Origin of the sequence: Streptomyces sp. CWNU-52B (assembly GCF_047444975.1) — a bacterium.
Classification (GTDB): Bacteria; Actinomycetota; Actinomycetes; order Streptomycetales; family Streptomycetaceae; genus Streptomyces.
The window spans coordinates 13,679-39,750 of the sequence record NZ_JBLFJV010000044.1 but is presented as its reverse complement, the minus strand read 5'-3'; the positions used below and the strand labels follow the sequence as shown (position 1 = coordinate 39,750).

Genomic DNA, 26,072 nt, shown 5'->3' with positions numbered 1-26,072 from the left:
CTCCGCATCCGGAAGGCGGCGCTATGACCGACCCCACCGCAATCCAGCCGAGCGAGCTCGACCAGCTCCCGGACCGCGACCCCGAGGAGACCGCCGAATGGCAGGCCTCCCTCGACGCCGTCACCCAGGCGGCCGGGCCGCACCGTGCCGCGTATCTGATGCGCCGCACACTGGAGCGCGCCGAGGGCAACGGACTCGCGCTGCCCCAGCTCCTCGAGACCGACTACATCAACACCATCCCGACCGCCGCCGAGCCCGCAGTGGACGGCGACGAGGAGATGGAGCGCCGCATCACCGGCTGGAACCGCTGGAACGCGGCCGCCATGGTGACCCGCGGCGCCAAGCACGGCGTCGGCGGCCACATCGCCACCTTCGCCTCCGCGGCCTGGCTCTACGAGACGGGCTTCAACCACTTCTTCAAGGGCAAGGAGGCCGACGGCTCGGGCGACCAGCTCTACATCCAGGGCCACGCCTCCCCCGGCATCTACGCCCGCGCCTTCCTCGACGGCCGCCTCGACGAGGCGCACCTCGACAACTTCCGCCAGGAGGCGGGCGGCAACGGCCTCCCGTCGTACCCGCACCCGCGGCGCCTGCCCTGGCTGTGGGAGTTCCCGACGGTGTCGATGGGCCTCGGCCCGCTCTCCGCGATCTACCAGGCGCGTTTCAACCGCTACCTCACCAGCCGCGGCGTCAAGGACGTCTCGGCGTCCCACGTGTGGGCGTTCCTCGGTGACGGCGAGATGGACGAGCCCGAGTCGACGGCGGCACTCGCACTCGCGAGCCGCGAGGGCCTGGACAACCTCACCTTCGTCATCAACTGCAACCTGCAGCGCCTCGACGGCCCGGTCCGCGCGAACTTCAAGATCGTGCAGGAGCTGGAGGCCCAGTTCCGCGGCGCCGGCTGGAACGTCATCAAGTCCCTGTGGGGCAACGCCTGGGACGAGCTGTTCCGGCTCGACACCACCGGCGCCCTCGTCCGCCGCCTCCGTGAGGTCCCGGACGCGCAGGTGCAGACGTACCAGACCCGTGACGCCGCCTACATCCGCCAGGACTTCTTCGGCGCGGACCCCGCGCTCGTCGAGCTGGCGAAGCTGCTGAGCGACGACAAGATCCTGGAGTGTTTCCACCTCTCCCGCGGTGGTCACGAGGCGCGCAAGGTGTACGCCGCGTACAAGGCCGCCGTCGAGCACAAGGGCGCTCCGACGGTCATCCTGGCCCAGACGGTCAAGGGGCACACCCTCGGCGAGGGCTTCGCGTCGAAGAACGCCAACCACCAGATGAAGAAGCTGTCGACGGACGAGTTCAAGCAGATGCGTGATCTGCTCGAACTGCCCATCAAGGACAGCGACTTCGTCGACGGGGTCGTACCGTACGGCCACCCGGGTGCCGACTCCCCCGAGGTCCGTTACCTCCAGGAGCGCCGCGCGGCCCTCGGCGGCCCGGCCCCGGCCCGCCGTACGCACCCGGTCGCGCCCCTCCCCGCCCCCGCCGACAAGGCGTTCGCCGCCTTCGACAAGGGCTCCGGTTCACAGAACGTCGCGACGACCATGGCGTTCGTACGCCTGGTCAAGGACCTGGTCCGCGACAAGACGTCCGGCAAGCGCTGGGTGCCGATCGTCCCCGACGAGGCGCGCACCTTCGGTATGGAGAGCCTCTTCCCGTCCCTGGGGATCTACTCGCCCAAGGGGCAGACGTACGAGCCGGTCGACCGTGACCAGCTGATGTACTACAAGGAGGCCAAGGACGGCCAGATCCTCAACGAGGGGATCACCGAGGCTGGCTCGATGGCTGACTTCATCGCCGCGTCCACCGCGTACAGCACGCACGGCGAGACGATGATCCCGTTCTACATCTTCTACTCGATGTTCGGCTGGCAGCGCACGGCCGACCAGATGTGGCAGCTCGGCGACCAGCTGGGCCGCGGCTTCCTGGTCGGCGCCACGGCGGGCCGTACGACGCTGACGGGCGAGGGCCTGCAGCACGCGGACGGGCACTCGCCGGTCATCGCGGCGACGAACCCGGCGGCGCTGTCGTACGACCCGGCGTTCGCGTACGAGGTCGCGACGATCGTCAAGGACGGGCTGCGCCGGATGTACGGCGAGGCGGCGCCCGGCGAGGACCAGAACGTCTTCTACTACCTCACCGTCTACAACGAGCCGATCCCGCAGCCGGCGAAGCCGTCGTCCTCCGGTGTCGACGAGGGCATCGTCAAGGGCCTCTACCGCTTCAACACGGCGGAGTCGGCGGGCCTCTCGCCGGTCGCCAACGCCGCGCGCATCCAGCTCCTCGGCTCCGGTACGGCGATCCACTGGGCCCTGGAGGCGCAGCGGCTGCTCGCGGAGGAGTGGGGGGTGGCCGCGGACGTCTGGTCGGCCACGTCCTGGACGGAGCTGCGGCGCGACGCGCTGGAGTCCGACGCGGCGCTGCTGCGCGGCGAGGACCGGGTGCCGTACGTGCGGCAGGCGCTGCAGGGGGCCGAGGGGCCCGTCCTCGCGGTCACCGACTACATGCGGCAGGTGCCCGACCAGATCGCGCAGTGGGTCGAGCAGGACTACTCGTCGCTCGGCACGGACGGGTTCGGCCTGTCCGACACGCGCGCGGCGGCTCGGCGGCACTTCGGTGTCGACGCGCAGTCGATCGTCGTGGCGGCACTGGCACAACTCGCCCGCCGCGGCGACGTCAAGGCAACAGCAGTGAAGGAAGCCCGCGAGCGCTACGGCCTGTAGCTCCCGTGCAGCACCGTTGCGACTGACCGCACAGTTCCCCGCGCCCCCGCTTTCGCCTCTAAGGGGCGCGGGGAACGGCGCTTTCGCCTTTAAGGGGCGCGGGGAACGGCGCGTTTGCCTTTAGGGGCGCGGGGAACGGCGCGAGCAACCACGACGCCGCCGCACCCAACACCACACTCCCAGCCCCACCCCCCCCCAGGGGCGCGGGGAACGGCGCGAGCAACCACAACGCCGCCGCACCCGACAACCCACCCACACCCACACCCACCCCGCCTGCCCACCCGGCGGAGCCACCGGCATCATGGGGCCTATGCGTGCTGCCCGGCTCATCAAGATGGTGTTGCTCCTGCAGGCCCGGTCCTCCATGACCGCCGCCGAGTTGGCGCGGGAGCTGGAGGTCTCCGAGCGGACGATCACCCGCGACGCCGGAGCCCTCTCCGAGGCGGGCGTCCCGGTGTACGCGGACCGGGGCCGCACCGGCGGCTACCGCCTGGTCGGCGGCTACCGTACGCGCCTGACCGGCCTGGCCCGCGGCGAGGCCGAGGCCCTGTTCCTGTCCGGCGTCCCCGGCGCCCTGCGCGAGATGGGCCTGGAGGACGCCGCCTCCGCCGCCCGGCTGAAGGTGTCCGCCGCGTTGCTCCCCTCCCTCAAGGACGCCTCCCGCACCGCCGCACAGCGCTTCCACCTGGACGCCCCCGCGTGGTTCGCCGAGCCGAAGGCGCCCCCGCTGTTGCCGGCCGTCGCGGAAGCGGTCTGGGACGACCGCCGGGTCACCGCGCGCTACCGGCGTGACGAAGCCGACGTCGAGCGGGACCTCGAACCGTACGGGCTCGTCCTCAAGGCGGGTGTCTGGTACGTGTGCGCCCGGGTCACCGAGCCCGGCTCCTTCCGTGTCTACCGCATCGACCGGTTCACGTCGGTCGAGCCCGGCACCGAGCGCTTCGCCCGCGACGAGTCGTTCGACCTGCCGGGTTTCTGGGCGGAGCAGGCCGCGCTGTTCGCCCGCTCGCTCCTGCGGGCGACGATCGTGGTGCGGCTCACCGAGGCGGGCGCGCGGCGCCTGAAACACACCGTCGACCCGCTCTCGGCCCAGGAGGCCCTGGCCGAGGCGGGCCCGCCCGACGACGAGGGCCGGGTCACGCTCACGCTGCCGGTCGAGTCGTACGACGTCGCGTACGGCCAGTTCCTCTCCCTCGGCCCCGAGGCGGAGGTGCTGGCGCCGGCCGAACTGAGGAAACGTTTCTCTGATGCGGCCGCCAGGACAGCGGCCTATTACGACACCGAGGACTGACCACTGCCCCGCGGGCCGGCCCGGCAGACCGGGTCGGCGGCTACCGGTAGCCGGTCACGTCCGCCGGCCTGCCCTGCGCCTCCACCTCGGTCAGATAGCGCCACGCGTCCGGCGCCGAGCCGTCGACGTCCGTGAAGCCGTACTCCTGGGCGAGGCCGCCGCTGGACAGCGACTGTCCGTTCCAGCGCGCCCTGCCGGGGTCGGCGGCGAGCGCGACCAGGGCCCGCCCGACATAGGTGGGCGTCTCCGAGATCGCGAAGTGCGGCACGTACGCGCAGGCGTCCCGCCAGTTCTCCTCGGTGACCTTGAAGGCCGTGTCCAGCATGGCCTCGGAGCGCAGCCACCCCGGGGTGACGCAGACCGCCGTACAGCCGTGCTCCTTCAGCTCCTCCCCGAGGCCGTACGCCATCCTGATCGGGGCCGCCTTGGCGAGGTCGTAGAACAGCGGTTTGCGGTAGCGCCGGTTGTACTCCTCGGTGCCGTCGGTGACCTCGACGAGCAGCCCCCCGGGATTGCGGACCAGGAGCGGCAGCGCGCAGTGACTGGTGACGAGGTGCGACTCGATGCCCAGGCGCATGATCCGCAGCCCCTTGTCGAGGTCCATGTCCCACAGGTCGGGCTGCTTGTCAGCCGTGAAGTCCAGGTGGACGTCACCGCCCCAGAGGTCGTTGACGAGGAGGTCGAGTCGGCCCTGCTCCCGGTCGATACGCGCCACGAGCGCGCGCACCTGCTCCGGTTCGAGGTGGTCCGTCGGTACGGCGATGCCCCGGCCGACGGCGCCCGCCGCCGCGTCGACCAGTTCGGCCGTCTCCTCGATCGTCTCGCTGGTCCGGCCGACCTCGCTGACGCGCTCACGGGTCGTGCGTCCCGTCACGTACACCGTGGCTCCCGCGCGCCCCAGCTCCACCGCCATCGCCCGTCCGGCGCCCCGGGTGGCGCCCGCGACCAGGGCGATCCTTCCGTCGAGCCGCCCCGCCGCTCCTTGGGCGACCGCCTTCGCCACCACCTCCGACGTCGCCTCCGACGTCGCCTCCGACGTCACTGACGTCACCTCGGGCACCGCTTCTGCCGCCTCTGTCGCCACCCCTGTCACCGCTGCCGCCCGTGTCGCCGCCTGCCTCGTTTTCTCCATACGCCGAGCATCGCGCCGAATGCGGACACCTGCTGTCGGGTTTTCCGCAGGCATGTTCGTCATAACGATCCGCCTGTCCCCGGGTGCGCGGGCCGGGTACAGGCCCGATGCTTGTCCCGTGATGGACGAGACGGAGTTCTGGGAGCTGGTGGACGCGACCCGCGAGGCCGCCGAGGGCGACCCCGAGGAGCAGGCCGACCTGCTCGTCGAACGGCTGGTCCTGCTGGACCCCGAGATGGTCCTCGACTTCGCCCGCCACTTCGAGGCCCGCTACAACCGCGCGTACACCTGGGACCTGTGGGGCGCCGCCTGGATCCTGCTCGACGGGGCCAGCGACGACGCCTTCGACTTCTTCCGCTGCTGGCTGATCGGCCAGGGCCGGGAGACGTACGAGGGCGGTGTGCACGACCCCGACAAACTGGCCGACCTGCTCACCGACTTCGACGACGAGGTCGACGGGGACGGCGAGGAACTGGGCTACGCGGCGGACGAGGCGTACGAGCAGCTCACCGGTACGGTCGCCCCCGACCTGGGTATCCCGGCCGCGCCGCCCGAGCCGCTGGGCACCTCGCTCGACCTGGAGAACCAGTCGCTGCTCGCGGAGCGCTTCCCGCGGCTGTGGGACCGGTTCGCGGACTGATCCGGCGGCCGGCCGCCGTCTACCGTCTAACGTCTACCGTCTACCGTCTACCGAGTGAGTGGCGGCGCCGCGTTCGCCCGGTCCAGCGCGGACGCGGTGGCGGCCGAGGGACCCACCACGACCGCTGCCACCGCACAGGCGACCGTCCAGGGGCTGCGCGCGGCCCGCGCCCACCGGGACGTACGCGTACGACCGTTCGTGTTCCTGCGACTGTTCATGGTGTCCCCGCCTCCGGTCGGTGCCTGGCCCGACGGTAGAAGGCGTGGCTCGGGGTGATCCGTGAGCCCGCTGTGGCGTACCTGTGGGACGCGTCAACGTCTGCCCTGGAGGCGGGCCGCGTGCTGTCTGATCTCGGGGAGCCTGGCCATGAGCGCGGCCCCCGGGCACACCGTCCAGTAGCCGTCGCTGTGGCCGGAGACCGCCGTGAAGGTGGCCCGGGTGCCCGCCGGGTACTTGCTGAGGCTGTTGGTGGAGACGAGGCGTACGGGGGCGCGCGGGTCGATGCCCGTGAGCCCCAGTTTCCAGGCGGCGACGGCCGCGATGGAGTCGGTCATGGCCTTGGGGACCGGCACGCCCGCGGTGAAGGTGCCGATCGCGGCGATGCCCGTCGTCCCCACGTTGAAGCCCTGGGTGTGGGCGCCGACCACGGGCCGGTCGGCGCCGCCCGCCCGGCCTTCGTAGATGGTGCCGCAGCGGTCGACGAGGAAGTTGTAGCCGATGTCGTCCCAGTGCCGGACCCCGGCCTGGCCCGTGTACAGGTACTGGATGATGTGCGGGACGTCGGCGCAGTCGTAGCCGTTCGGCGAGTCGGTGTGGTGCACGAAGACGGCCGACACGCGGTCGGCGTACCGGGTGGGCGGCTGGCTGGCGGCGGCGTCGCCCAGCCAGCGTTCCCGCGGCACCACGGGGGGCTTCGGGGCCTTGTGCCCGACGGCGGCACGGGCCGCGACGGGGTGTTCGGCGTCGCCCGGCGTCCGGTCGACGCCCACGGCGCAGAGCACCAGCGCGGCGACGGCGGCGAGACCGGGCAGGCAGCCGAGCACGACCCGTACGGGGCGGGGTATGCGGGCCGTGCGCGACGACGGACGCGCTCCGCCCGGCAGGCCCCGCGAGCCGCCCCGGGCGGGGTGGGGCGGCGGGGTCCGGTGAGCGCACATGGGACCCACTCTCCGGGACACTCAGGGCGGCCGCGACGTGTGGTGTGCCACCCGGTGGAACCAATGCCCCGGTCCGGGACGTTTTTACAGGTCCACGCGCGTGTGCGACCGCCCGGCTTCCACGCGCGCGTACCTGATCACTGGGCCCGCCCGGCGCGTACTAAGGGGCCCAAGAGAAAGGGAGCTCCGTGGACCTGCTCGACATCGTGCTGCTGCTGGTCATCCTCGCCTACGCGGCGTCCGGCTACCGGCGCGGACTGGTCGCCGGCTGTGTCTCGCTGGCCGGCTTCGTGGGCGGTGCCGTCATCGGCGTATGGGTGCTGCCCTGGGTGATGGACCTGGTGGAGGCGGGGACCACGGCCGCCACGGTCACGGCGGTGCTCACGGTGCTGCTGCCCGCCGCGGTGGGCCACGAGCTGGCGGGGCGGCTGGCGCTGAAGCTGCGCCGCGAGCTGGACCAGGGGCCGTTGCGGGTGGTCGACGGGGTGGGCGGGGCCGCGGCGAACACGGTCTCCGTGCTGCTCGTGGCGTGGGTGGCCGCGAGCGTGCTCGGCGCGTCCGCGTCGCCCGTCGTCACCTCGTCCATCCGTGGCTCCGCGCTGCTCGGCGCGGTGCAGGACGCGATGCCGGAGACGACCCCGGCGTGGTTCTCGCGGGCCACCTCGGCGCTCACCGAGGCGGGCTTCCCGCAGGTCTTCAACCCCTTCGAGAACGAGCCGACGGCCAGTGTCGCCGAACCCTCCGGGGACAGCGTCACCGCGGCCGCCACGCGGGCGTCGCAGCGCTCCACGGTGAAGGTCGAGGGCGCCGTCGGCACCCAGGGGCGCGAGGGCAGCGGGTTCGTGTACGCGACGGAGCGTGTGATGACCAACGCGCATGTGGTGGCGGGCATCGACGACCCGACCGTGCGGGTGGGCGGCACGGGCCGGGCGTACGAGGCGAAGGTCGTCCTCTTCGACCCGCAGAAGGACGTGGCCGTGCTCGACGTGCCGGGACTCAAGGCCCCCGTGCTCTCCTTCGACACCGGCGCGACCCGCGGCGACGCGGCCGTGGTCGCGGGTTACCCGCAGGACGGCGGCCTCGACCTCCAGGCGGCCACGGTCGCGAACAAGATCAACGCCAAGGGCCGGAACATCTACGGGTCCGACCTGGTCACCCGCGAGATCTTCTCGATCCGCTCCACGGTCCGCCCCGGCAACTCGGGCGGCCCCCTGCTGACCACCGACGGCAAGGTCTTCGGCGTCGTCTTCGCCCGCTCGACGAGCGACGCGGAGACGGGATACGTACTGACGGCCGACGAGGTCGCGTCCGACGCGGCACGCGCGGCGCGGGCCACGGCGCCGGTGGACACGGGGGACCTTGTCACTTCCTGAGGCGGGGTGGGCCGGGGCCGGGCCGGGACCCAGGCAGGCCAGGGGGCCGGGGCCGGACCGGGGGCCGGAGCCGGAGGCCGAGGCCAGGACCTGGGGCCGAGGCCGAGGCCAGGACCGGAGCCAGGACCAGGACCCGGGCCAGGACCGGAGCCAGGACCGAGGCCGCAGGTACGGGCCCGGGTCCGGGGCACGAGTTGGGCCGGCGCGCGGCAGGGCCGACGCGTGACGAGACCGACGCGCGGCGAGGCTCGCATGTCGGGACCGACGCGCGGCAGGAGCCGACGCGGCAGCACCGGCGTGACGGGACCGATGGGTGGCAGAACCCGCACGTGACCGAGTCGGCACGCGGCGGGGCGGGCGTGGCAGGGCCGGCACGTAACGAGCCGACGCGCGGCAGAACCTGCGTGCCGGGACCCACGTGCGGCGGGAGCCGATGCGTGGCAGGGCCAGTGCGTGGCGGGACCGGCGCACGGCGGGACCGGGTCGGCGCCCGGCAGAACCCCGCACGTGACCGAGTTGTCAGATTCTTCGGCCCATGAGTACGTCGTCCACGTACTCCCCGTCCAGATGGAATTCCCCCGGCTGGATCCCCTCGACCACGAAGCCCTCCGACTCGTACAGCCTGCGGGCGGGCGTGTTGTGGCCGAGGACGTGCAACGTGATCCGGCGCGCGCCCTGCCGGCGGGCCTGCGCGACGGCGGCTCCGATCAGCGCCCGGCCCACCCCGACGCCACGCGCGTCCTCGGCGACGGCGAGGCCCAGGATCTGCCGTACGTGCGCGTTGGACGCGAGCGAGGTGGGGGATCCGAGCCGCACATAGCCGACGACCCGCTCGCCCAGTTCGGCGACCTGGTGGTCACGGGGTCCGAAGCGCTCGGTGAAGAACGGCTCGTACGGCGGCCGGTCCCGGGGGTTGACCGCGTGCCGATGGGACCAGACCGCGCGGTCGAGACGGCCCAGCACCTCTTCGTCGTCGGGCACCGCGGTGCGTATGTACGGCTTGGGCATGGTTGTCACTCTAGAGCCGGCCCCACCCGCCGTGGGCCCCTCGACGTGGTGCTCCTGGGGACGGCAGCGCAGGATGGGGGCATGGAAGCTTCGCGAATCGTCGTGGCCGGCGCGTCCGGTCTCATCGGTACCGCTCTGGTGCGCTCGCTGACCGCCGACGGGCACGAGGTGCTGCGGCTGGTACGCCGTACGCCCCGCGCGGACGACGAGGTCCAGTGGGACCCCGAGCGGCAGACCCTGGACGCGGTGGGGCTCTCCGGCTGTGACGCCGTGGTGAACCTCGCGGGCGCCGGTATCGCCGACCGCCGCTGGTCCGACGCGTACAAGCGGACGATCCGGGACAGCCGGGTCCTCGGCACCGCCACGCTCGCGGAGGCCGTCGCCTCCCTCGACCGGCCGCCGCGGGTCTTCCTGAACGGCAGCGCCGTGGGCTTCTACGGCGACACCGGCGAACGCGCCGTCGACGAGAGCGCGCCGCCCGGGGACGGGTTCCTGCCCTCGGTGTGCGTGGAGTGGGAGGAGGCGGCGGCCCCCGCCCAGGAGGCGGGTGTACGGACCGTCTTCGCGCGGACCGGGCTGGTGGTGGCCCCCAAGGGCGGCGCCTGGGGCCGGCTCTTCCCGCTCTTCAAGGCGGGACTCGGCGGGCGCATGGGCGACGGGCGGCAGTACTGGAGCTACATCGCGCTGCACGACCACGTGGCCGCGCTGCGGCACCTGCTCGACTCCGAGTCCCTGTCCGGGCCGTTCAACCTGACGGCCCCGCACCCCCTCACCAACAGCGAGATCACCGCTGCCATGGGGCGTGTCCTGCACCGGCCCACGCTCTTCACGGTGCCCGCGCCCGTGCTGAAGGGTGTGCTCGGCGAGATGGCGCAGGAGGTGCTGGGCAGTCAGCGTGTGCTTCCCACCCGGCTGTTGGAGTCGGGGTTCGCCTTCGCGTTCCCCGGGATCGAGGAGGCCGTTCGGGCGGCACTGGCTCAGGCGTAGGTGCAGGCGCCGCGCGCTGTCAGCAACCGGCCTTCCCTCGCCCCCGCCGGAAGATTGCGCGGTTCCCCGCGCCCCCAGGTGCCCGGGACGCGCCCCTGAGGACAAACAGTTGGCCCATGCACACGTCTTGGGCCCCGCTCCCTGCCACATGCGACCGGCGTGCGACCGTGCCCTGCTCGTGCGCGAGTTCCCGCGGGCTGCCGCGGCCCTACCCTCGTCCCGAACTCGGGTATTTCGTATACCCGTTGGGGGCAAGGCGCTCCCAGCAGCCGCGCGACCTCGAGGAGGGGCACGTGCTTGAGCCCGCTTGCCAGGCGGACGTCGTCATCGTGGGGGCCGGGGTCGCGGGACTCTCGGCCGCACATCGGCTGAACAGCGCAGGTGTATCGACCGTCGTCCTGGAAGCCGCCCCTCATGTGGGTGGCCGCATGGCGACCGAGAAGATCGACGGTTTCCGTCTCGACCGTGTCGGACGGCTCCTCTCCACCGCGTACCCGGAACTGCGGCTGACCCCGGGCCTGGACGCCCTCGTCCTGCGGCCGTTCGCCCCCGGCGTCCTCGTCCATGCCGAGGGGCGCGTGCACCGGGCGGGTGAGCCCGCGAGCGCCGGGGGCGCAAGGGGCGCACTCGACGCGGCACGCGCCTTCGTGAGCCCTCCTCGAAGGATCCGGCAGCTCCGACAACTGCCCCCGGCCGCCGTCGCGCCCGTGTCACGGGCGTTCCCGCCCCTCGGCAGCGCGCTCGACCAGGCCCGGCTGGCCGCGGCCCTCGGCCGGATCGCGACGGTCCCCGTGGAACGCCTGCTGGCCCGGCCCGACCGGCCCGCCGGACGGGCACTGGCGGCACGCGGCATGCCCGCCCGTACGGTCGAGGGCTTCCTGCGCCCGCTCCTGGCCGCGCTGCTCTGCGACCCCGATCTGACCACGTCGAGCCGGTGCGCCGACCTCGCGCTGCGGGCCTTCGCCGCCGGGCGGCTGTGCGTCCCCGAGGGCGGCGCCGCCACCGTGCCCGAGCTGCTCGCGGACGCCCTGCCGCCGGGGACGGTCCATACCGGGGTGCGGGTCACCTCCCTGTCGACCACGTCCGTGACGACCGCCGAGCACGGTGAACTGCGCTGCCGGGGCGTCCTGGTGGCGACCGGCGCCCGCGACGCCGCCGAGCTGCTGCCCGGTCTGCGGGTGCCGGCGTTCCACCCGGTGACGGTGGTGCACCACACGGCGGACGAGCCGCCCCTGGCCGACGCGGCGCTGTTCCTGGACGCGGACCGCCGGGGCCCGGTGGCCCACACCGCGGTCATGAGCCAGGTCGATCCGTCCCGGGCCCCCGCGGGCCGCGCCCTGATCTCGTCGACGGTCCTGGGCGCACCGCCCGCGGACACGGACCTGGACACGGACCGAGCGGTACGCGCGCACCTGGCCGCCCTCTACGGCACCGCCACGCACCGCTGGGAGCTGCTCGCGGTCCACCGCACGCCGGACGCGGTGCCGACGATGCTGCCGCCGTACGACCTCAGGCGCCCGGTCCGCCTGCTGGCGGGCCTGTACGTCTGCGGCGACCACCGCGACACCGGCACGGTCCAGGGCGCCCTGCACTCGGGCCACCGGGCGGCGACGGCCCTCCTGACGGACCTGGGCGTCGGCTCACCGGCGACGGCGGCACCGCTGCCGACGCCCACGGCCGCGTAACGGGGCCGACAGCCGGGGACGACGGAGACCGGATACCGGGATACCGGGATACCGGGATGGAGGCCCTGTCACGGGGCAGGACCTCCATCGCATCGCCTCTTCCACGGTTCCGTGGCACCCCGTCGGAGGCGCCCCTGTCAGGGGCGTCCCCGTCAGGGGCGCGGGGAACTGCGCGACCAGCCACGACGGGCCCGCAGCCGCCACACGACCGCCCCCGGCCCCGGCTCTTCGGCCCCCTCAGCCGAGCGCCGCGACCTTGTCGCGATACCCCCGCACCGGCGCCGCGTCCCGGTACGGCTCCAGCCGGCGCTCGAAGTCGCGTACGTACTCCAGTGCCCGTACCGACCGCATCTCCGAGGCCTGCGTCGCCGCCTCGGCGCCCAGCTGGCAGGCCTGGTCGAGCTCGCCGAGCCCGAGCCTGGCCGAGGCCAGGACCACCCGGCAGAACAGCCTGCTGCGCGCGAACCCCGGGGCACGCAGCTGGAGCGAGCGCTCGGCGTGCTGGGCCGCCGCCCGGTACTGCTGGAGATCGCGGTGGCAGTGCCCGAACTCGTCGGCGAGCTGCGCCTCGTCGAAGAAGCGCGCCCAGTACGGCACTTCGTCGCCCGGCCTGGCGACCTCCAGGGCCCGCTCGGCCCGCACCAGCGAGGCCGTGGCCGCGCGCACCTCGCCGAGGACACCGTGACCGCGTGCCTCGACCGCGTACAGCAGGGCCTGGACGACAGGCGGCGCCGCGGAGCCCACGCCCTGCTGGGCGACCCGGGCCAGCTGCACCGCCTCGCGGCCGTGCCCGAGATAGACGGCTTGTCGACTCATCGTCACGAGCACGTACGAGCCGTACGCCCGGTCCGCCGCCGCCTGTGACAGCCGCAGCGCCTGTACGAAGTACCGCTGCGCCAGTCCGTGCGCGGCGATGTCGTACGAGGTCCAGCCGGCCAGCCGGGTCAGGTCGGAGGCCGCCGAGAACAGACGGCGCCCCGTCTGCTCGCCGTACGTGCCGCGCAGCATCGGCTCCAGTTCGTGCTCCAGGTACCGCACGAGGGCCTGCCGGGCGTGCCCTCCGCCGTACGCGTGGTCGAGCGTGCGGAACAGCTCGCCGACCGAGCGCAGGGCCGCGATGTCGCCCGCGGTCACCCGCTGCCCGGGGCCGCGCTCCGTCCCCGCGCGCTGCCGGGACGCGGCTCTGCCCTGCTCGGGCACGACGGAGGGCCGGACGGAAACCGGACGGCCGACCTGCCCCGCGTGGCTTCCGTGACTTCCGTGGTTTCCATGACTTCCTTGGCTCCCATGGCCTGTCGGGGTCGCCAGGCCTCCCGGACCCCCTGGACCTCCTGGGGTTCCTGGGCCTTGCTGTACCGGGATGCGTGCGGTGGCGGCGGGGTCGCCGCGGCCCACCCGGTCGTCGGCCCGGCCGATCAGCCAGTCCCGGCTGGGTACGACGAGCCCCGCCGGGGTGAACGCGATCTTGCGTAGTTCGGCGTGGCTCCCCGAGTCCTTGCGCCACAGCCCGCCGACGATGTCGACGGCCTCCTCGGGCGTGCCGGCGAACTCGAGCCCGGCGTAGACGGGTGCGCAGGCGTCGAGTCCGAGGTCCTGTGCGCTGAGCCGGCGGCCGAGGCGGCGGGTGAACACCTCGGCGATCAGTGCCGGTGTGGTGCCCCGGGGCTGCTGTCCGCGCAGCCAACGGGTCACCGATGTCTTGTCGTATCTCAGATCGAGACCGTGTTCGAGGCCGAGCTGGTCCACTCGACGGGCGAGCCCCGCGTTGGAGAACCCCGCTTCTGCGATAAGTGCGGCGAGCTGACGGTTGGGGGTGCGCTGCGCGGGTCGTTCCGACATCTGCGGTGCGAACTCCTGCCTTCCGGGCTGGGGGCCTGTACGGGCAGGCCCGGGGCGAGGTCGGCCGCCATGCCTTGAGCAGCCCTGATGAGCCTCGTGAACGGCGCGAATGTAGCGCTCCGTAAACAGCCGATCGCACACTTCGACGCGCATTCATCCGATCGTGTGAGGATTGCCCTCAGAGCTGACGCATATCGGTCGGACGTACAGTGACGTGGGGCCGTCATGAGCCTTACGACTCTTGCAGGGAGGCGCTTGCCGTGAGTGAGCTGCGGTTCGTCCGCATGGGTTTCGGTGCGGACGCCGTCGAGTACCAGGAGGCCTGGGACGAGCAGCGCCGCGTCCATACGGCCCGCTTCCAGGACGAGATCCCCGACACCTGTCTGCTCCTGGAGCACCCTCCGGTCTACACGGCCGGCCGGCGCACGGCGGACAGCGAACGGCCCCTCGACGGCACGCCCGTCGTCGACGTGGACCGGGGCGGGAAGATCACCTGGCACGGCCCGGGGCAGCTGGTCGGTTACCCGATCCAGAAGCTCCCGCGACCGGTGGACGTCGTCGCCCATCTCCGGCGCCTGGAGGACGCGGTCATCCGTGTCTGCGCGGAGTTCGGCATCGAGACGAGCCGGGTGGAGGGGCGGGCCGGTGTCTGGGTCCTCGGCGATCCGGTGGAGCGGCGGGCGGCGCTCGGCGGGCTGTCCCTCGACTTCGACCCGCGGCTGACGGACGACGAGTTCGACCCGCGGCTGGACGGGCCCGAGTACGCGCCCTCCAACGCCGGGCAGCGGCGCGAGGACCGCAAGATCTGCGCCGTGGGGATCCGGGTGGCCAAGGGGGTCACCATGCACGGCTTCGCCCTGAACGTGAATCCGGACACGTCGAGTTTCGACAAGATCATTCCGTGCGGGATCCGGGACGCGGGGGTCACGTCGCTCGCGCACGAGCTGGGACGCGACGTCACGATCGAGGAGGTGCTGCCGGTGGCCGAGCGGCACCTGGGGGATGTCCTGGAGAACGCGGACCTCAAGCCACGCGAGGTCGAACGGACGGCGGCGGTGTAAACCTTCCCGCCCCTTCCGGGGGCTGCCGCCCCCAGCCCCCCGCATCGGCCTGAACGGCCTCGTCCTCAAACGCCGGACGGCTGAAAACCGAAAAGCAGGGCGCAGCCCGCTTTTCAGGGGCGCGGGGAACTGCGCGCCCAGCCACACACCCCCCGCACCCGACAGACAGCCGGGGAGGCGAAGGCGAAGCCCCGCCCACAAGGGGCGCGAGGAACGGCGCGCTCAACCACACCCGACCCGCACCCGACAGACAGCCGGGGAGGCGAGGGCGAAGCCCCGCCCACAAGGGGCGCGGGGAACGGCGCGACCAGCCACAACCGGCCCGCACCCGACTGCCGCCCGGTGCGGAGCAAACCCCCGGGAATGCACCCCCGTTCCCGAAGGTTGACCACCCCGGGGGCCAAGAAGCGCACGGGCGTACCCTGGTGTACGCCGAAGAATCGAAGCTACAGGGAGCCGATGTGTCCGCAGTCGCACCCGACGGACGCAAGATGCTGCGCCTGGAGGTCCGGAACGCCCAGACCCCCATCGAGCGCAAGCCCGAGTGGATCAAGACCCGGGCTAAAATGGGTCCCGAATACACCAAGATGCAGAACCTCGTGAAGAGCGAGGGCCTGCACACGGTCTGCCAGGAGGCGGGCTGTCCGAACATCTACGAGTGCTGGGAAGACCGCGAGGCCACGTTCCTCATCGGCGGCGACCAGTGCACGAGGCGCTGCGACTTCTGCCAGATCGACACGGGCAAGCCCGAGCCCCTCGACCGTGACGAGCCCCGCCGCGTGGGCGAGTCCGTGGTCACCATGGACCTCAACTACGCGACCATCACCGGCGTCGCCCGCGACGACCTCGACGACGGCGGCGCCTGGCTCTACGCGGAGACGGTCCGCCAGATCCACCAGCAGACCGCGTCCCGCGCCGAGGGCCGGACCAAGGTCGAGCTCCTGGCCCCGGACTTCAACGCCGAGCCGGCCCAGCTCGCCGAGGTCTTCTCCTCCCGCCCGGAGGTCTTCGCCCACAACGTGGAGACGGTCCCGCGCATCTTCAAGCGCATCCGTCCGGGCTTCCGCTACGACCGCTCGCTGAAGGTCATCACCGAGGCCCGTGACTACGGTCTGGTCACGAAGTCGAACCTGATCCTCGGCATGGGCGAGACCCGTGAAGAGGTCAGCGAGGCCCTCCGCCAGCTCCACGAGGCGGGCTGCGAGCTGATCACCATCACGCAGTACCTGCGTCCGACCGTGCGCCACCACCCCGTCGAGCGCTGGGTGAAGCCGCACGAGTTCGTGGAGCTGAAGGAGGAGGCCGAGCAGATCGGCTTCTCCGGAGTGATGTCGGGCCCGCTGGTCCGTTCCTCGTACCGGGCCGGCCGCCTCTACCAGATGGCGATCGAGAAGCGCGGTGCGTACGTCGCCTCGCAGGCGGTCTGAAGCACACCGGACACTCCGCCGAATGGCACGCAGTGCCACCCTCGACGTGTGAACCTGCGCACAAGCGGCTACCCATCGGTAGTGGCCGATACGACGCGGTCCTGACCGTCCCCGCAGATGGGGGCCGTCTCAGGGCCGCGTCGGGGTTTCAGCCCTGCACAGCAAGGCTTCACTGGCGTTTGACCGGTCGGTCACGCCCTGGTAACACCATTCAGTGACCCTGGTCCTACACCCCGTAGAGCCCTAGCCAGAGCCGCCGTCCCGAGGGGGGACTCCCATCATGCAGGCCGCGCCCGTACGCGCCACAGCGATTCCGTCGTTCACCGATGCACTCCGTGCCGTCGAGTCACTGCTCATGAGCAGCGGCCAGCGCACCGCGCGCCGCAACGCCTGGACCTCCGTCCTGGAAGACCGCCGCCGCGCCAAGGACCGCGTCGAGGCACAGCGTGTCCTGGAGCAGTCCCTCGTCACGCGTCACTGACCGACGCGCACCACCGAGCACGGACACAGCACGGACACAGCACGGACTCGGACCACAGCACGCACCGAGCACCCACCGAGCAACACGCGCCACCGCACGAGGAGACGGGTCGAGGGCCCCGACCCGGCACCGGCGTCGTCGGCGCTTCCCCCGCCACGTAGACTTCATGCCATGGCGAGGAAGGAACCCGCAGCGGACGCTGCGAACCCCGGGCGGCTCAAGCAGATCGCCCTGACTTACAAGATGACCCGCAAGGCCGACAAAATGATCGGTCTTGTACTCGCGGCTGTCGGAATCGTCACCCTTGGTGTCTTCCTCGCGATCGGCTTCTGGATCGGTCACCCGATCTATCTCGGCATTCTCGGCCTCCTGCTCGCCTTCCTCGCGTCGGCCATCGTCTTCGGACGCCGGGCCGAGCGTGCGGCCTTCGGGCAGATGGAGGGCCAGCCGGGCGCGGCGGCGGCGGTGCTCGACAATGTCGGGCGCGGCTGGACTACGACTCCGGCCGTGGCGATGAACCGCAGCCAGGACGTGGTCCACCGGGCCGTCGGCAAGGCCGGCATCGTGCTGGTGGCCGAGGGCAACCCGAACCGGGTGAAGACCCTGCTGGCCGCCGAGAAGAAGAAGATGGCCCGCATCGTCGCGGACGTGCCGGTGCACGACATCCTCGTCGGCACGGGCGAGGGCAAGGTCGAGCTGAAGAAGCTCCGTACGACGATGATGAAGCTCCCCCGGGTGCTGACCGGCCCGCAGGTCACCGCGACCAACGACCGGCTGCGCGCCCTGGGCGACCTGATGAGCAACATGCCGCTCCCCAAGGGTCCGATGCCCAAGGGCATGCGGATGCCGCGCGGCGGCAAGATGCGCTAGCACGGCCTCTGAGCTCCACTGGAACGGGGCGTCCCGGAATCACCGACGGTTCCGGGGCGCCCCGTTCTCATGCCCGCAGGGCGGCCCGGTCCGGGCACAGCCGCACGGCCCCGTTCGGTGCGACCCCGTTCGGTTCAGTCCGGGCGGTTCAGTCCGGGCGGTTCAGATCCTGACCTCGACCGTGCGGGCCAGGCGGTCGTGCAGCCCGCGCCCGTCGCGGTCCCAGATCAGGGCCGGGATCGCGAGGCACAGCAGGACCGTACGCAGCAGCACGCGCAGCGGATTGACCGTGCCGGTGTCCAGGGCCAGCACCCGCAGGCCGAAGAGGCGCTTACCGGGGGTGAAGCCGAGGGTGCCCACGGTCAGCACGCTCAGGGCGAAGAAGAGGAGCAGCGCCCAGTTGCCCGTAGCCTGGCCGTAGCCGTCGGTGATCAGGCCGTATGCGATCAAGGTGCACAGCGCCCAGTCGACCGCGAGGGCGCCGAGACGCCGTCCGGGCCGCGCGACGGATCCGGGGCCCGACTCGGGCAGACCCAGCTGCTCACCCCGGTATCCGAAGTCCGCACCGGCGTCCTCCGCGGCCGCGCGGGGTCCGGACAGCCACGATCCGATTGCTTGCCTGTTGTCCACCCGTCCACGGTACTGCGCCCGTTTTGCCATGCGGACACGTGGGGTACACCGGACCTCGTCCGGTTAACTTGGGCGAAACAAATGGGTCACGCTGGAGAAATCACCCGTCCTTAAGGTCGGGCTCAGCGTGTGCCACCGCACTGGCCGCACGAACGAACTACCACCCCGGTCCGAAGTGGGCGGGAGTAGGAGGAGCTGGATGTTCCAGAACGCCGACGAGGCCAAGAAGTTCATCGCGGACGAGGACGTCAAGTTCATCGACGTCCGCTTCTGCGACCTTCCGGGTGTGATGCAGCACTTCACGATCCCGGCGGAGGCCTTCGACCCCACCGAGGAGCTGGCGTTCGACGGATCCTCGATCCGCGGCTTCCAGGCCATCCACGAGTCCGACATGGCGCTCCGCGCCGACCTGTCCACCGCGCGCGTCGACTCCTTCCGCCGCGACAAGACGGTCAACATCAACTTCTTCATCCACGACCCGATCACGGGCGAGCAGTACTCCCGCGACCCGCGCAACGTGGCGAAGAAGGCGGAGGCGTACCTCGCCTCGACCGGTATCGCCGACACCGCCTTCTTCGGTCCCGAGGCCGAGTTCTACGTCTTCGACAGCGTGCGCTTCGACACCAAGTCGAACGAGGCCTTCTACCACATCGACTCCGAGGCCGGCGCCTGGAACACCGGCGCGATCGAGAACAACCGCGGGTACAAGGTCCGCTACAAGGGCGGTTACTTCCCGACCCCGCCGGTCGACCACTTCGCCGACCTGCGTGCCGAGATCTCCCTGGAGCTGGCCAAGTCCGGCCTCCAGGTCGAGCGTCAGCACCACGAGGTGGGCACCGCGGGACAGGCCGAGATCAACTACAAGTTCAACACGCTGCTCGCCGCGGCCGACGACCTCCAGCTCTTCAAGTACATCGTGAAGAACGTCGCCTGGCGCAACGGCAAGACCGCGACCTTCATGCCGAAGCCGATCTTCGGCGACAACGGCTCGGGCATGCACATCCACTCGTCGCTGTGGGCCAACGGCGACCCGCTGTTCTACGACGAGGCCGGTTACGCGGGCCTGTCGGACACCGCCCGCTTCTACATCGGCGGCATCCTCAAGCACGCCCCGTCGTTGCTGGCCTTCACCAACCCGACGGTGAACTCCTACCACCGCCTGGTCCCCGGCTTCGAGGCCCCGGTCAACCTCGTGTACTCGCAGCGCAACCGCTCCGCGGCCATGCGTATCCCGATCACCGGCTCGAACCCGAAGGCCAAGCGCGTCGAGTTCCGCGCGCCCGACTCCTCCGGCAACCCGTACCTCGCCTTCGCGGCGCTGCTGATGGCGGGCCTCGACGGCATCAAGAACAAGATCGAGCCGGCCGAGCCGATCGACAAGGACCTCTACGAGCTGGCTCCCGAGGAGCACGCGGGCGTGGCGCAGGTCCCGACCTCGCTCCCGGCCGTCCTCGACCGCCTGGAGGCCGACCACGAGTTCCTGCTCGCGGGCGACGTGTTCACGTCCGACCTGATCGAGACGTGGATCGACTACAAGCGCACGAACGAGATCGCCCCGCTCCAGCTGCGCCCGCACCCGCACGAGTTCGAGCTGTACTACGACGTGTAACCGACGTGTGACCGATCCGGCGGACCCGCACGGTCTCGCCTCGCGTCACGTCACGGTTCTCGCCGGAGCCCCGTCACCGCCCCCTCGGGCAGTGTGGCGGGGTTCCGTCGTTCTTGGTCCTCGACCCTCGGTCCTCGACCCTTCGTCCTTGATCCTTGGTCTTTGGAGGCCGGGTTCCCGGTGCCGGGTGGCTCACTTCCTGGTGTTCCAGGGGCGTTCGCGGCGGTAGCGGCGCTCCCACTTGGCCATCCGGTCACGGCGTTGGCGGTACGCGCGGTAGTTGCTGTCCATCCGCCCCGAGCCGCCACCGGACCCTCCGCCACCGCCGCCTCCACCGCCTCCGGCGGACCGGCCCGAGGCTCCGCCGGTCGACGACGAGCCGGGGGATCCCGGGCCGGTGCGGATGTGCCGGACGTACAGGTAGAGCAGGGCGGCGGCGGCCAGCCACCAGACGGGGTCGGTGAACCCCAGGACGACCAGAGCGAGGGTCGCCAAAATGATCAAGGCACCCATGGCGGGTCTCCTTGTACGTGAGTGTGGTGGGCTTTGAAGCTCTCCGACGGGGCGCCGGGCTGTGCGCCGGGCCGTCGGTGACGTCGAGAGTAGCCCTCAGGATGCCGGGCGATGCCTGTCCGACGGAAACGAATAAAGGGCGGCTCCGCTTACAGGCGGTCACATATCGCCTCGGAGTCAAGCTAAATCGTCACAGAGAGGAGCAATAGGGGTGCCTCCTGCCGAGCACATCCACATCCGGGGCCACCGCTTCCCGTACCCCCGAAGCCAACTCAACCCCGCCCTCCCTCACGTCGACGCGCCGCCCGCGCCGCCCGCGGCACGGGCGGCGCCACCGGCGTGAGCTCAGCGGGCGTACCTCATCAGGGCCCGGACCATGCGGCAGGTCGTGTCCGACGGGGGGTGTACGCCGATGAGTTCGGCGGTGCCGCGGATCCTCTCGTCGCGCGCCTGGCTGGGCAGGTAGACACCGGAGTCGAGGAGGGCGATGGCGAGCCGCATCGCCTTGAGGCGGCGGTTGTGCGTGATGTACCACTCGCGGGGGCGCCCCGGTGGCAGCGGACGCTTCTCGACGGGCCGGTACGGCCGGTCGAGCAGGACCGCCCTCTTGGATGTGGACTGGGTGGGCAGCGGAATGAGTGCGGCAGCGGGCACAGCCATCCTCCTGTCGCGGTCGGGGCACCGGCCGGCGTCTCCGGCGGAACTCTCGAACACTGCTCCCAGTCTACCGCCCGCCACTGACATCCGGACAGTCCGCAAAGCCCACCATAAGGCCAGGTGGGACAGGTAATTGACGTGATGTCACAGCAGCTCCACGAGAGACGTACGGGGTGCCGCTAAAATCGAACAGACCCTCCGGCGCACGCCCCCTTCGAGGTACCTTGTCCGGCATGGAGATCTGGATCAATCCGGCCTGTTCCAAGTGCCGCAGCGCCATCGGCCTGCTCGACGCGGAGGGGGTCGCGTACACGGTGCGGCGCTATCTGGAGGACGTGCCCGACGCGGCCGAGATCCGGGAGGTCCTGGAGCGGCTCGGGCTGGAGCCCTGGGACATCACCCGGACCCAGGAAGCCGAGGCGAAGGAGCTGGGACTCAAGGAGTGGGCCCGCGACGCCGGTTCGCGGGAGCGGTGGATCGCGGCCCTGGCCGAGCACCCCCGGCTCATCCAGCGGCCCATCATCACCGCGCAGGACGGAACCGCGGTGGTCGCCCGCACGGGCGACGCGGTACGGGACGCGCTGCGGCGGTAAGCCCCGGCGGAGACCGGAGGGTGACTCCTGTGTGATCTACGTTACTCGGGTGACTCTCGTGACGAGTGAGTAACTCCGTTCGGTATCTCGTACGTAACGGCGGACGGCCGCTGCCAGGGGCGGCCGGGGACAGGAGCCGCTCATGTCGCGCAGAAGAACTCTCGGCACGAAGAAGAAGATCGCCCTGCTGGTGACCGCCGCGGCGGTGGCCGGCGGTGGGGCCTTCGCGCTGGCCGCCACGTCGAACGCGGCGCAGACCGGGTCCACCGCCCAGCCCGCGGCGCAGTCCTCCGTGGTGTGCGACGGACTGGCCACCGCCCTCGGCAACAACGAGAAGTTCATCGAAGGGCAGCGCACCAGCCCGGACGCCCAGTCCGAGGCGCGGATCGCCAACCGCGAGGCGGTCATCGCCCAGATCAAGGTGCAGCAGGAGGCGTCCGGGTGCACCGTCGGTGAGTCCGACGCCAATGTGGGCGCCGGAGCCGAGGCCGGCGCGGGTGCCGGAGCCGAGGCCGGCGCCGAGGTGCCCGCCGAGCAGCCGTCGCAGGGCGCGTCCGCCCCCGCCGCTGTCGGTGAGCAGGTCTGCAACGGTTCCACGGTCACCCTCTCCGGTGAGGCGGGCGCCCCGGCCGCGTCCAGCAACCAGTTCCCCGCCGGTACGAAGCTCAAGGTCACGAACCTGGACAACAACAAGTCCACAACCGTCGAGGTCACCTCGGTCTCCGGCAGCTGCGCGCTCCTGAACAACGCGGCGTTCGAGGAGGTCCGCGAGCCCGGGAAATTCCTGATCCGCAGGGCCGTCATCGAGAAGGTCGGCTGACGGGCCGAGAGGCGCACGTGGAGACGGCAGGGTGGCGGCGACGGCCGCCACCCGACGCGTGTCCGGACCCCGCCGCGGCCGAAACCCATCGCATACGAGGACCAGGGGGCCGGGGCGTACGCGTGGAGGCCCTCGTTCCGGGCGCCGGTACGCCGTCAGGGACCCTCTCCGCAGGTGACCCGCGGCACAGAGGCACCAGGTAACACGGGGTTCACTCCTGAGCAATGATCGGGAAATCGCCTGTTGACAGGCTTCGGGCATCCTCCGCGGCGCCACCAGTGCCGCAGCGCCGCAGCTCCCGCACCGCGCTTAGAGACCCACCCCGAAGGATGTGGCCCGTGACCTTCAAGGCTGAGTACATCTGGATCGACGGCACCGAGCCGACGGCCAAACTCCGTTCGAAGACCAAGATCCTGGCCGACGACGCGAAGGGTGCGGAGCTGCCGATCTGGGGCTTCGACGGGTCCTCCACGAACCAGGCCGAGGGCCACGCCTCGGACCGCGTCCTCAAGCCGGTCGCGACCTTCCCGGACCCGATCCGCGGCGGTGACGACGTCCTCGTCATGTGCGAGGTCCTCAACATCGACATGACGCCGCACGAGTCCAACACCCGTGCCGCACTCAGCGAGGTCGCGGAGAAGTTCGCCTCCCAGGAGCCGATCTTCGGCATCGAGCAGGAGTACACCTTCTTCGACGGCGAGCGTCCGCTCGGCTTCCCCGTGGGCGGCTTCCCTGCCCCGCAGGGCGGCTACTACTGCGGCGTCGGCGCGGACGAGATCTTCGGCCGTGACATCGTCGAGGCCCACCTGGACAACTGCCTCAAGGCCGGCCTCGCCATCTCCGGCATCAACGCGGAGGTCATGCCGGGGCAGTGGGAGTTCCAGGTCGGCCCGGTCTCCCCGCTGGAGGTCTCCGACCACCTGTGGGTGGCCCGCTGGCTGCTCTACCGCACCGCCGAGGACTTCGACGTCTCCGCGACGCTGGACCCGAAGCCGGTGAAGGGCGACTGGAACGGGGCCGGTGCGCACACCAACTTCTCCACGAAGGCGATGCGCGAGGGGTACGAGGCGATCATCACCGCGTGCGAGTCGCTGGGTGAGGGTTCCAAGCCGCTCGACCACGTCAAACACTACGGCGCGGGGATCGACGACCGGCTGACCGGTCTGCACGAGACCGCCCCGTGGAACGAGTACTCGTACGGGGTGTCCAACCGTGGGGCCTCGGTGCGGATTCCGTGGCAGGTCGAGAAGGACGGCAAGGGGTACATCGAGGACCGGCGTCCGAACGCGAACGTCGATCCGTACCTGGTGACGCGGCTGATCGTGGACACGTGCTGCTCCGCGCTGGAGAAGGCCGGGCAGGTCTGACTCACCTGAGTTTCGAAGGGGCGCCCACTTGATCGGTGGGCGCCCTTTCGCGTGCCGCAGGCTGGGAGGGGTGGAGTGGTGAGGTCCGTGGGCGGATGCGGGCCGGTGGGGGCTGGTCGCGAAGGACCCCGCGCCCCTGGGCAGGCGATCCCTCGGCGAGTGGGAAAGCAGCCGTCCCCCGGACGAACGAAAGGCAATCACCTCAAGCCGATGGCAAGGAGGTGTCCGGAGCGTGAGAGAAGGCTGCTGTTGGTGGGCTCGGTCTGCTTCAATGGGGGTATGGCCAACTTCCAGGAGTGCATCGCTACGGGTCGTCACGACCTCGAGCCCTTCTGGCCTTCCCGGCAGCACCATGATTTCGACCGGGTGTGTTGTCGCGCGACGAACGCGCAGGCCCTCTAAAGCCGCATCCCGGCCTTCGGCCCGCGCGCACGGTGTACGTCCTCAGACGACCTCTCGCGCGAAAAGAGCTGACCCCTCATGGCGAACACCCGCCCCTTCTCCTCCGTGGCCACCGCCGCTTCCCCCGCTCCCGCCACCGTCCCGGCCCGCCATCGGCTGCGGGCAGTCGACCGGGACGAGGTGGTGGATGTCACCGACCTCCTCCCGCCGGGCGCCACCTGGCTGCCCGCTCCCCCGCACACCCTGCCCACGCTGCCGGGCCGGCCGCCGATGATCGGGTACCTGGTCCTCGTACCGGCCGACCAGCCGCCCTTCCTGCCGGTCGCCGTACCGGAGACGGACGCGGCGCCGCCCGACGGGTCCGACAGGGCCGACGGGCCCGGCGAGAGCGGCGGTGACTTTCCCGTGCGTGTCGACGCCGGTCAGCGCACCGCCGAGGTGGACGGACGGCCCCTCGACCTCACGTACCTGGAGTTCGAACTGCTCGCGCACCTGGTGGCGCACCCGCACCGGGTGCACACCCGCGACCAGCTGGTCACCACGGTGTGGGGCTACGGGCACGTGGGCGACGGCCGGACCGTGGACGTCCACATCGCCCGGCTGCGCCGCAAGCTCGGCGTCGAACACCGCGACACCATCCGCACGGTACGTCGCGTCGGCTACAAGTACGCCCCGCCGACGGGCAGTTGACCCACCGCACGAACGGCTGAGCACGGCCCGGCGGCGGAACGGTCCTCGAACGGCTCCGGAACGTTTGCCTGTGGGCAGAATTCCGTTCCGCCGCACGGCCGGCCGGGGCAGGCTCGGCGCATGAGACTTCTGATGCTGGGCGGTACGGAGTTCGCGGGGCGCGCGGTCGTGGAGGCGGCGCTCGGGCGCGGCTGGGACGTGACCGTCTTCCACCGCGGCCGGCACGCACCTCCCGCGGGCGTGCGCTCCCTGCACGGCGACCGCACCGCGCCCGACGGACTCGCGGCCCTCGCGGAGGGCGAGTGGGACCTCGTGGTCGACACCTGGTCGGCGGCTCCCCGCGCGGTGCGGGACACGGCACAGCTGCTGAAGGACCGCGTCCGGCGGTACGTGTACGTGTCGAGCTGTTCCGTGTACGCGTGGCCGCAGCCGGCCGGTTACGACGAGGACAGCCCCCTGGTGGCGGACGCCTCCCCCGACGCCGGGCAGACCGACTACGCGCGCGACAAGCGCGGCGGCGAACTGGCCGCGCTCGACGCGTTCGGCGCGGAACGGGCGCTCCTGGTGCGGGCCGGGCTGATCCTCGGCCCGTACGAGAACATCGGGCGGCTGCCCTGGTGGCTGACCCGTGCGGCCCGTGGCGGCCCCCTGCTCGCACCGGGCCCCCGCGAACTCCCGCTCCAGTACATCGACGTCCGCGACCTCGCCGAGTGGATCCTGCGGGCCGCGGAGGACGGTACGGGCGGGGCGTACAACCTCATCAGTCCGTCGGGGCACACCACCATGGGGGCGCTGCTCGACACCTGTGCGCGGGTCACGGGCGGCCGGGCCGAGCCGCGGTGGACCGAGCCCGAGGTGATCCTGGCGGCCGGCGTCGAACCCTGGACGCAGCTGCCGGTGTGGGTGCCGCCGGGCTCGGAGCTCCACGACATGCTGCACCGGGTGGACGTGTCGAAGGCAGTGCGGGCGGGGCTCAGGTGCCGTCCCGTCGCCGACACCGTGGCCGACACCTGGAGCTGGCTCCAGGACCTCGGCGGCCGCGCTCCCCTGCGCCCCGACCGTCCCGCCGTAGGACTCGATCCCCTCGTGGAGGAGAAGATCCTGCACGGCTGAG

24 protein-coding genes are annotated in these 26,072 nt (G+C 71.5%); 16 read left to right on the top strand and 8 right to left on the bottom strand.

Annotation, left to right across the window (positions count from 1 at the left end; genetic code table 11):
* Positions 1–23 precede the first annotated feature (23 nt).
* Positions 24–2,726: a pyruvate dehydrogenase (acetyl-transferring), homodimeric type gene (gene aceE / locus ACLVWQ_RS29835; RefSeq protein ID WP_414112323.1), complete on the top strand. Its 2,703-nt coding sequence runs from the start codon at positions 24–26 to the stop codon at positions 2,724–2,726.
* Between the two features lie 310 nt (positions 2,727–3,036).
* Positions 3,037–4,017 carry a helix-turn-helix transcriptional regulator gene (locus ACLVWQ_RS29830; protein ID WP_414112322.1) on the top strand — a complete coding sequence of 327 codons (981 nt, stop codon included), beginning with the start codon at positions 3,037–3,039 and terminating at the stop codon, positions 4,015–4,017.
* Between the two features lie 40 nt (positions 4,018–4,057).
* Here ACLVWQ_RS29830 and ACLVWQ_RS29825 read toward each other — a convergent pair whose 3' ends face one another.
* Positions 4,058–5,020 (bottom strand): SDR family oxidoreductase, encoded by a 963-nt coding sequence (locus tag ACLVWQ_RS29825; RefSeq protein WP_414112500.1) that lies wholly within the window; start codon positions 5,018–5,020, stop codon positions 4,058–4,060.
* A 250-nt stretch (positions 5,021–5,270) separates the two neighbouring features.
* On the opposite strand from ACLVWQ_RS29825, the gene ACLVWQ_RS29820 reads away from it, so the two are divergent.
* Positions 5,271–5,789 (top strand): DUF4240 domain-containing protein, encoded by a 519-nt coding sequence (locus tag ACLVWQ_RS29820; protein WP_414112499.1) that lies wholly within the window; start codon positions 5,271–5,273, stop codon positions 5,787–5,789.
* A gap of 47 nt (positions 5,790–5,836) precedes the next feature.
* Here ACLVWQ_RS29820 and ACLVWQ_RS29815 read toward each other — a convergent pair whose 3' ends face one another.
* Both ACLVWQ_RS29815 and ACLVWQ_RS29810 read right to left on the bottom strand, forming a co-directional pair.
* Entirely contained in the window at positions 5,837–6,007 is a 171-nt protein-coding gene (locus ACLVWQ_RS29815; protein ID WP_414112321.1) for a hypothetical protein, read from the bottom strand.
* A 93-nt stretch (positions 6,008–6,100) separates the two neighbouring features.
* Positions 6,101–6,946 (bottom strand): peptidoglycan recognition protein, encoded by an 846-nt coding sequence (locus ACLVWQ_RS29810; RefSeq protein WP_414112320.1) that lies wholly within the window; start codon positions 6,944–6,946, stop codon positions 6,101–6,103.
* A 188-nt stretch (positions 6,947–7,134) separates the two neighbouring features.
* On the opposite strand from ACLVWQ_RS29810, the gene ACLVWQ_RS29805 reads away from it, so the two are divergent.
* On the top strand, positions 7,135–8,319 hold the full coding sequence (locus ACLVWQ_RS29805) for a MarP family serine protease (protein ID WP_414112319.1): 1,185 nt from the start codon (positions 7,135–7,137) through the stop codon (positions 8,317–8,319).
* 519 nt (positions 8,320–8,838) lie between these two features.
* Here the strand turns inward: ACLVWQ_RS29805 and ACLVWQ_RS29800 are convergent.
* The gene (locus tag ACLVWQ_RS29800) at positions 8,839–9,327 is read right to left on the bottom strand and encodes an N-acetyltransferase family protein (protein WP_414112318.1); all 489 of its coding nucleotides are present in this window, start codon (positions 9,325–9,327) and stop codon (positions 8,839–8,841) included.
* An 81-nt stretch (positions 9,328–9,408) separates the two neighbouring features.
* Here ACLVWQ_RS29800 and ACLVWQ_RS29795 point away from each other — a divergent pair, with 81 nt between their 5' ends.
* Both ACLVWQ_RS29795 and ACLVWQ_RS29790 read left to right on the top strand, forming a co-directional pair.
* Positions 9,409–10,314: a TIGR01777 family oxidoreductase gene (locus ACLVWQ_RS29795; RefSeq protein ID WP_414112317.1), complete on the top strand. Its 906-nt coding sequence runs from the start codon at positions 9,409–9,411 to the stop codon at positions 10,312–10,314.
* Positions 10,315–10,607: 293 nt separating this feature from the next.
* Entirely contained in the window at positions 10,608–11,999 is a 1,392-nt protein-coding gene (locus ACLVWQ_RS29790; RefSeq protein ID WP_414112316.1) for an NAD(P)/FAD-dependent oxidoreductase, read from the top strand.
* A gap of 237 nt (positions 12,000–12,236) precedes the next feature.
* On the opposite strand, the gene ACLVWQ_RS29785 is transcribed toward ACLVWQ_RS29790, so the two are convergent.
* Entirely contained in the window at positions 12,237–13,838 is a 1,602-nt protein-coding gene (locus tag ACLVWQ_RS29785; protein WP_414112315.1) for a regulator, read from the bottom strand.
* Positions 13,839–14,098: 260 nt separating this feature from the next.
* Between ACLVWQ_RS29785 and lipB the strand changes: the two genes are divergently transcribed.
* The 4 genes from lipB to ACLVWQ_RS29765 all read left to right on the top strand — a co-directional run bounded on the left by lipB (position 14,099) and on the right by ACLVWQ_RS29765 (position 17,677).
* Positions 14,099–14,899: a lipoyl(octanoyl) transferase LipB gene (lipB, locus tag ACLVWQ_RS29780; protein WP_414112314.1), complete on the top strand. Its 801-nt coding sequence runs from the start codon at positions 14,099–14,101 to the stop codon at positions 14,897–14,899.
* A gap of 461 nt (positions 14,900–15,360) precedes the next feature.
* Positions 15,361–16,326 carry a lipoyl synthase gene (lipA, locus tag ACLVWQ_RS29775; RefSeq protein WP_414112313.1) on the top strand — a complete coding sequence of 322 codons (966 nt, stop codon included), beginning with the start codon at positions 15,361–15,363 and terminating at the stop codon, positions 16,324–16,326.
* Between the two features lie 280 nt (positions 16,327–16,606).
* The gene (locus ACLVWQ_RS29770; RefSeq protein ID WP_414112312.1) at positions 16,607–16,807 is read left to right on the top strand and encodes a hypothetical protein; all 201 of its coding nucleotides are present in this window, start codon (positions 16,607–16,609) and stop codon (positions 16,805–16,807) included.
* Between the two features lie 171 nt (positions 16,808–16,978).
* The gene (locus tag ACLVWQ_RS29765) at positions 16,979–17,677 is read left to right on the top strand and encodes a DUF4191 domain-containing protein (protein ID WP_414112311.1); all 699 of its coding nucleotides are present in this window, start codon (positions 16,979–16,981) and stop codon (positions 17,675–17,677) included.
* Between the two features lie 162 nt (positions 17,678–17,839).
* Here ACLVWQ_RS29765 and ACLVWQ_RS29760 read toward each other — a convergent pair whose 3' ends face one another.
* Entirely contained in the window at positions 17,840–18,307 is a 468-nt protein-coding gene (locus ACLVWQ_RS29760) for an RDD family protein (protein ID WP_414112310.1), read from the bottom strand.
* Between the two features lie 199 nt (positions 18,308–18,506).
* On the opposite strand from ACLVWQ_RS29760, the gene glnA reads away from it, so the two are divergent.
* Entirely contained in the window at positions 18,507–19,916 is a 1,410-nt protein-coding gene (gene glnA, locus ACLVWQ_RS29755) for a type I glutamate--ammonia ligase (RefSeq protein WP_414112309.1), read from the top strand.
* Between the two features lie 192 nt (positions 19,917–20,108).
* On the opposite strand, the gene ACLVWQ_RS29750 is transcribed toward glnA, so the two are convergent.
* A complete protein-coding gene (locus ACLVWQ_RS29750; protein ID WP_414112308.1) occupies positions 20,109–20,429 on the bottom strand; it encodes a hypothetical protein in 321 nt (106 codons plus the stop codon).
* A gap of 345 nt (positions 20,430–20,774) precedes the next feature.
* Positions 20,775–21,083, bottom strand: coding sequence for a hypothetical protein (locus ACLVWQ_RS29745; RefSeq protein WP_414112307.1), 309 nt, complete (start codon positions 21,081–21,083; stop codon positions 20,775–20,777).
* Positions 21,084–21,319: 236 nt separating this feature from the next.
* Between ACLVWQ_RS29745 and ACLVWQ_RS29740 the strand changes: the two genes are divergently transcribed.
* From ACLVWQ_RS29740 to ACLVWQ_RS29720, 5 genes are all read left to right on the top strand, one after another.
* Positions 21,320–21,679 (top strand): arsenate reductase family protein, encoded by a 360-nt coding sequence (locus tag ACLVWQ_RS29740; protein WP_414112306.1) that lies wholly within the window; start codon positions 21,320–21,322, stop codon positions 21,677–21,679.
* A gap of 142 nt (positions 21,680–21,821) precedes the next feature.
* Positions 21,822–22,499, top strand: coding sequence for a hypothetical protein (locus tag ACLVWQ_RS29735; RefSeq protein ID WP_414112305.1), 678 nt, complete (start codon positions 21,822–21,824; stop codon positions 22,497–22,499).
* Positions 22,500–22,837: 338 nt separating this feature from the next.
* Positions 22,838–23,866: a glutamine synthetase gene (gene glnII / locus ACLVWQ_RS29730; protein ID WP_414112304.1), complete on the top strand. Its 1,029-nt coding sequence runs from the start codon at positions 22,838–22,840 to the stop codon at positions 23,864–23,866.
* A gap of 480 nt (positions 23,867–24,346) precedes the next feature.
* Complete coding sequence (locus tag ACLVWQ_RS29725) at positions 24,347–24,958, top strand: winged helix-turn-helix domain-containing protein (RefSeq protein ID WP_414112303.1); 612 nt, start codon at positions 24,347–24,349, stop codon at positions 24,956–24,958.
* A gap of 120 nt (positions 24,959–25,078) precedes the next feature.
* Positions 25,079–26,071 carry an SDR family oxidoreductase gene (locus ACLVWQ_RS29720; protein ID WP_414112302.1) on the top strand — a complete coding sequence of 331 codons (993 nt, stop codon included), beginning with the start codon at positions 25,079–25,081 and terminating at the stop codon, positions 26,069–26,071.
* Position 26,072 lies beyond the last annotated feature (1 nt).